This is a genomic window from Rathayibacter sp. AY1E8 (genome assembly GCF_002931415.1).
Lineage (GTDB): Bacteria > Actinomycetota > Actinomycetes > Actinomycetales > Microbacteriaceae > Rathayibacter.
Genome location: NZ_PSVI01000095.1, coordinates 1 through 5,189 on the forward strand (window position 1 = coordinate 1; position 5,189 = coordinate 5,189).

Sequence of the window (5,189 nt, forward strand, 5' to 3'; positions counted from 1 at the left end):
AGCCGCGTGCGTCTCGACGCGGGGGTCGTCCTCGTCGCGCTCGGCGGCGCGCTCGTCGTCGGCCGTCTTCTGGGCGGCTGCGCGCTCGTCGCGCTCGTCGGCCGCGCGGTCCATCGCGTCCGCGGCGTCATCGGCGGCGTCCGCCAGGCGTCCGCGGGCGGAGTCGACGGCACCGGAGACGGCGTCGCGGGCGTTCCCGGCGGCCTCCACGGCGGAGTCGCGGGCGTCGGACGCGGCGCGCTTGGCGGTGTCGACGAGCGGTTCCTCGTCCTCCTCCGGCTTCTCGATCGGGTCGAATGGGCCGTGGACGTCGGTCGCCTCGACATTGACGACGACGTGGCCGCCGGCGACCGGCTCCGCCACGCGCTGCACCTGATCGCGCACAGCGTCCAGGACCTCGCGGACGGGGTGGGGGTACTCGACAACGAGGTCGATGTCGACGGTGGTGACGCCGTCGGCCTTCGAGACCGTGACTCCGGGGACGGTGCTGGTGCCCAGCACGCGGCGGGAGGCGCGGTCGAGGCCGCGGGCGACGGCTCCGCCGAGGTGGTGGACGCCGGACACGCGCTGGGCGCTCTCGCCGGCGGCGGTCGCGACCCGGCTCTCGGTCGACTCGGGCTCGGACGGCTTCCCGTCGCGGCGGGCGGACTCGCGCCGGCTCTGCTGGTTCGGGGTCGGCTGCTCATCGGTGCGGATGCGCTCGACGGTGCCGGGCTCCATCGGATCGGACATGGGGTGCTCCTTCAGAAAGACTTCCATCCCGCCTGAGCGGGGCTCTCCGGCCCTCCCGATCGGGAGGGCCGGACGGTGGTGCCGGCGGCTACTGCACGCGGGCGGTGCCGCTCATCTTCGTCCGCAGACCGCTGACGATCTGGATGACGACGGGCGTCTCCTCGCCGAGGAGGGCGTCCCACTGGCGGACGGCCTGGTCGACCGTCTGCCGGGTGCGGGCGGGCGAGGCGCCGCGGCGGGTGTGCGCGGTGACGCGCAGCACCTTCTGGTGCTTGATCTCGAACGCGGTCACGTCGACCGCGACGATGGACGGCTCCTGCGACAGGGCCTCCTCGAGGACCTGCTCGGCGACCTTCGCGTCGATGGTGACGGAGCCGCCCGTGGGCGTCCCCGCTCCCTCTCCGGAGCCGACGCGCAGCAGCGTGGCGGTGCGGCCGCGGCCCTGGCGCACGATGAAGCGCACCAGCAGCAGGATGAGGACGAGCGCGACGACCGCGATGACCCAGAGGATCCACGGGGTGCCGCCCGAGAGGGCCTGGCTCGTGGGGTCGGCCGCGTCCTGCGCGGCGGTGGACACGTTCTCCTGCACCTGCGGGAGCAGCGACCCCACCGCGACGGCGCCGCCGGCGAGGAGGAGGACGAGGCCCACGACGAACAGGAGCAGCCGGTTGAGGAATCGGTTCGTGGTGGTCATCAGCGGACCGTTCCCTTCTCGGACAGGCGCACCTTGGAGCGCAGGCGCGGGGTGCAGTCGAACGTGGCGAGCTCGGCGTCGACGGCCTCGCGGATCGGCGTGACGTCGATGCTGCGGCCGGAGGTGCGGGAGACCGTCACGTCGACGACGCGGGATCCGACCGACACCGACACGTTGTCGGGGTCGACGTCACCGGCGTAGCCGGCGGTGCGGGCGACTGCCTGCGCGATGACGCGGTCGTCGACGATCGCCGCGGTGCGGTCGGTGCTGACGGCGCGACGGCCGCGACGGCCGGGCTTGAGCGACACGACGATCAGGACGAGCCCGATCAGCGCGAGCACGGCGCCGGCGGCGGCGGTCAGCGCGATGGGCGCCGCGGCCGCGTTGAGCAGCGAGGACGCTCCGTCCTGCGGGGCCACGAGCAGCGCGGGCTGGCCGAGGACGGCGAGGACCGCCTCCGTGCCCAGCCACGCGAACAGGAGGATGAGCAGGACGGCGAGGACGATCGCCGATCCGGAGCGGGACGAGTGCGTCTCGCGCCGCACCAGGCGCGGGTAGAGCGCCCGGCCGGCAGTGGTGGGAGTCGTCACGACACCCTCCTTCGTTCTCGGAGGTCGGCACCGGTGATCCGGAGGTCGACCCGGCCGATCGTGGAGCCCGTCAGTTCGAGGCAGCGCGAACGGATGGTCGTCTGCGCCCGGCTGAGTCGGTCCAGCAGCGTCCCGGAGGAGCGGCGGCCCGTCTCGCCCAGGGGCGTGACGTGGATGGGGGCGTGCGCGACGACGTGGAGGCGTCCTCCCTCGTCGTCGAGCTCGACTGACACATCGGACGAGTTCACGTCCAGCGCCTCCGCGGTGACGGCCGACACGACTCGGCGCACGGCGCGCGAGCTGATCGTCGTGCGGCCGTGGCTGGCCTCGTCGGCCATCACCGCCGCGGTCACGAGGACCGCCGCCCGCGGAGGGTGTCGCCGAGGGAGCGCAGGTCGAGCTTGCCCTCGACGACCCGCCCGACGCCGTAGCCGATCGCCATGGCGAGCGCGACCCAGAGGAGCGCCCAGAAGCCGAAGACGAGAGCGGTCAGCGCGAGGACCGCGCCGAGGACCAGGCCGATGTGGGACGGAGTCACTTGACGCGGCTCTCGGTCTCGTCGTCCTTGTCGTCCGAGGGGATGAAGACGTCGGAGATGGTGACGTTGACCTCGGCGACCTCCATGCCGACGACCGAGGAGATGGCCTCGGAGACGGCGGAGCGGATGCTGTCGGCGAGCTTCTGCAGCGCGACGGGGTACTCGGCGACGACGGTGATGTCGGCGGCGACCTGCTTCTCGCCGACCTCGACGGAGATGCCCTGGCCGCGGTCCTGCGCGTTGATCGCGTTGCGGATGGCGCCGATGGCGCGGGCGGCGCCGTTGCCCAGGTCGTGCACGCCGGGGACCTCGCGGGCCGCGATGCCGGCGACCTTCTCGACGACGCCGTCGGCGATCGTGTTCTTGCCGGCCGAGGTGGCGGTGCCGTGCTTGGCCGAGGAGGCGTTGGCGAGGCTGGTGGGGGTGACGTTGGTCATGATCTTCTCCAGATGGTCAGAGGTCGTGGCCGGGGCCGCGGTGCTCACGATCCGTGGCACATGATGAAGACGTGGCCCGGGGCTCGGACGTCCCGGTGGCTCAGCCAAGGTGCAGGGAACGTCGAGCGGAGATGCGTTTCGCGGCCACCGGCGTCCACAGGCCTCGGCGGCGCACTCGCTGAGCGGCCAGCGGAGTGCACAACCGCGTCAGGCCGCGGTCGCCGTCCCCGCCGGGAACCGGCGGTCGCGCCGGCGGGTGAGGGCGCGGCGCCAGGCGGGGCTCCACCGCTCCTCGGCGACCGCGTTGAGGCCCCAGGACAGCAGGAGGACGACGACGAAGGCGACGAGTCCTGCTCCGTCGCGGCCGATCAGCGGCCAGAGCGCGCTGACGATCGCGCTGCCCACGACCAGATGGAGGATGTAGAGCGAGTAGCTGATCCGCCCGAGCCAGAGCAGCGGCGCCCATCGCAGCACGGCGGTCCGGCGCCGCATCGCGACGACCGCGACGGCCGCGCAGACGCCGAGGACGACCGCTCCGTCCGGCCCGCCGTGGAGGAGCTGGGCGTTCAGGGCCGCGATCAGAGCCGCCGGCACGGCGAGGAGCTCGAAGCGCCCCTGGCGTCGCGAGAGGAACAGCAGCATCCCGACGCAGAAGAGCGGTCCGTACTCGGCCAGCGTCAGGTTCGCCAGGACCCGGACGGCGACCGGCGCCGAGACGACGTCGACGCCTCCCGAGGCGAGGTGAGCGGCGACGGAGGCGGTCGCGGCGACGCCGAGCCAGACGACCACCAGCACGCGGACCAGCCGATCCGTGAACCGGCACTTCGTGAGGACGAGCACGAGCAGCACCAGCAGGTAGAACTGCATCTCGACGGCCAGCGTCCAGAACGCGCCGTTCACGTTGGGCACCAGCAGCAGCCGCTGCACCATGGTGAAGTTGAGCAGCAGCTCCAGCGGCGTGAGGTCGGTGCCGGGGACGCGGGCGAGAGCGCCGACGACGATCGAGACGACCACCGCGATCCAGTAGGCCGGGTAGAGGCGGCTGACGCGGGAGATCGCGAAGTCCGACGGCCGCCGCGCGCGGTCCGCGGACATCAGGATCACGAAGCCGCTGATGACGAAGAAGAGCTGGACGCCGAACTCGCCGAACGGGAGCGCGAAGGATCCCGGCGGTGCATCCGGATGATCGAGCGAGAACGCGGTGGTGAAGTGGTAGACGACCACGCCGAGAGCGGCGAGGCCGCGCAGACCGTCGAGCTCGACGAAGCGTGACGCCACGGCTCCCCCGCTCCGGAGCCCCCGCCCCTCGCTCGAGTGTTCCAGAGCGCTCCGGCCGCCCGCGCGTCGGCCGTCCGTCGTTCCGCGCCGCGCCCGGCACCCGCCTCGACCCGCATCCCGGCGGCGGAGGCGCGGGGAGGGCGGCGCTCAGCTCTCGGGACGGATGCGGAGCGCGCGGGCGAGGGCATGCCGACCTGACCGAGCGGTTCGTCGCGGATGCGATCGCGTCGGCCTCGCGCATGACCGAGCGCGGACTCCTCCCCGCGGAGGAGCAGCGCGTCAGGCCGAGTGCAGGTGACGGTCGAGCGTCATCCAGTTCTCGCGGCTGAGGCGGGCGGCGCCCTCGGTGTCGCCCGCGCGGAGGGACTCCACGATCGCGCGGTGCTGCTCCACGGATCCTCGGGCCGCGAGGGAGGCGAAGCGCTGGCGCTCGGCACGGCGGATGAGCGGAGTGGCCTGCTCGAGCACGTCCTCGATCATCCCGTTGCCGCTGAGCCCGGTGAGCACCGCGTGGAACGCGTCGTCGGAGCGCAGCGCCAGCTCGACGTCGCCGTCCGCCAGCGCCCGCGCGAAGTCGTCGTTCGCCGACTCCATCGCGGCGAGCGCCTCCGGAGTGACGGCCGGGCCGGCGAGGCGCGTGGCGAGCTCGTACATGGCGGCGGCGATCTGCTGGGCGTCGCTGATGCTCTCGGTGGTGGCGGGGGTCACGATCGTCGCCCGGCCGGGCTTGGCCGAGACGAGGCCGACGCGGGCCAGCCGGAGCAGCGCCTCCCGGATCGGCGTCCGGCTGACCCCGAGCCAGGCCTCGAGCTCCTGGTCGCGGAGGCGCTCCCCCGGCTCGAACGTCCCGTCGACGATCGCGTCGCGGAGGGCGCGGTAGACGTCGTCGCGGAGGAGGGACCGGGGGGTGACGGCGGTCG

General features: G+C 73.4%; 8 protein-coding genes. All 8 read right to left on the minus strand.

Going from position 1 to position 5,189, the window contains the following annotated elements; genetic code table 11:
• Positions 1–732, minus strand: a 732-nt coding sequence (locus C5C74_RS16540) for an Asp23/Gls24 family envelope stress response protein (RefSeq protein ID WP_181134730.1), incomplete at its 3' end; no start/stop codon positions are given.
• An 88-nt stretch (positions 733–820) separates the two neighbouring features.
• Positions 821–1,426, minus strand: a complete 606-nt coding sequence (locus C5C74_RS16545) for a hypothetical protein (protein ID WP_104232926.1) — start codon at positions 1,424–1,426, stop codon at positions 821–823.
• Complete coding sequence (locus C5C74_RS16550) at positions 1,426–2,016, minus strand: DUF6286 domain-containing protein (protein ID WP_104225847.1); 591 nt, start codon at positions 2,014–2,016, stop codon at positions 1,426–1,428. Before C5C74_RS16550 ends, C5C74_RS16545 begins: the two co-directional genes overlap by 1 nt.
• Positions 2,013–2,369: a hypothetical protein gene (locus tag C5C74_RS16555; protein ID WP_244230558.1), complete on the minus strand. Its 357-nt coding sequence runs from the start codon at positions 2,367–2,369 to the stop codon at positions 2,013–2,015. The genes C5C74_RS16550 and C5C74_RS16555 overlap by 4 nt, the downstream gene beginning before the upstream one ends.
• Entirely contained in the window at positions 2,366–2,554 is a 189-nt protein-coding gene (locus C5C74_RS16560) for a DUF2273 domain-containing protein (RefSeq protein ID WP_104223990.1), read from the minus strand. Before C5C74_RS16560 ends, C5C74_RS16555 begins: the two co-directional genes overlap by 4 nt.
• A complete protein-coding gene (locus tag C5C74_RS16565) occupies positions 2,551–2,991 on the minus strand; it encodes an Asp23/Gls24 family envelope stress response protein (RefSeq protein ID WP_104223989.1) in 441 nt (146 codons plus the stop codon). Before C5C74_RS16565 ends, C5C74_RS16560 begins: the two co-directional genes overlap by 4 nt.
• A gap of 207 nt (positions 2,992–3,198) precedes the next feature.
• Positions 3,199–4,269: an acyltransferase gene (locus C5C74_RS16570; protein ID WP_181134731.1), complete on the minus strand. Its 1,071-nt coding sequence runs from the start codon at positions 4,267–4,269 to the stop codon at positions 3,199–3,201.
• 279 nt (positions 4,270–4,548) lie between these two features.
• On the minus strand, positions 4,549–5,189 hold a 641-nt coding region (locus C5C74_RS16575), incomplete at its 5' end, for a GntR family transcriptional regulator (RefSeq protein WP_104351919.1).

Coding starts and splice junctions, on each gene's coding strand:
- C5C74_RS16545 (WP_104232926.1), bottom strand. CDS start 1,426: ATGACCACCACGAACCGATTCCTCAACCGGCTGCTCCTGTTCGTCGTG.
- C5C74_RS16565 (WP_104223989.1), bottom strand. CDS start 2,991: ATGACCAACGTCACCCCCACCAGCCTCGCCAACGCCTCCTCGGCCAAG.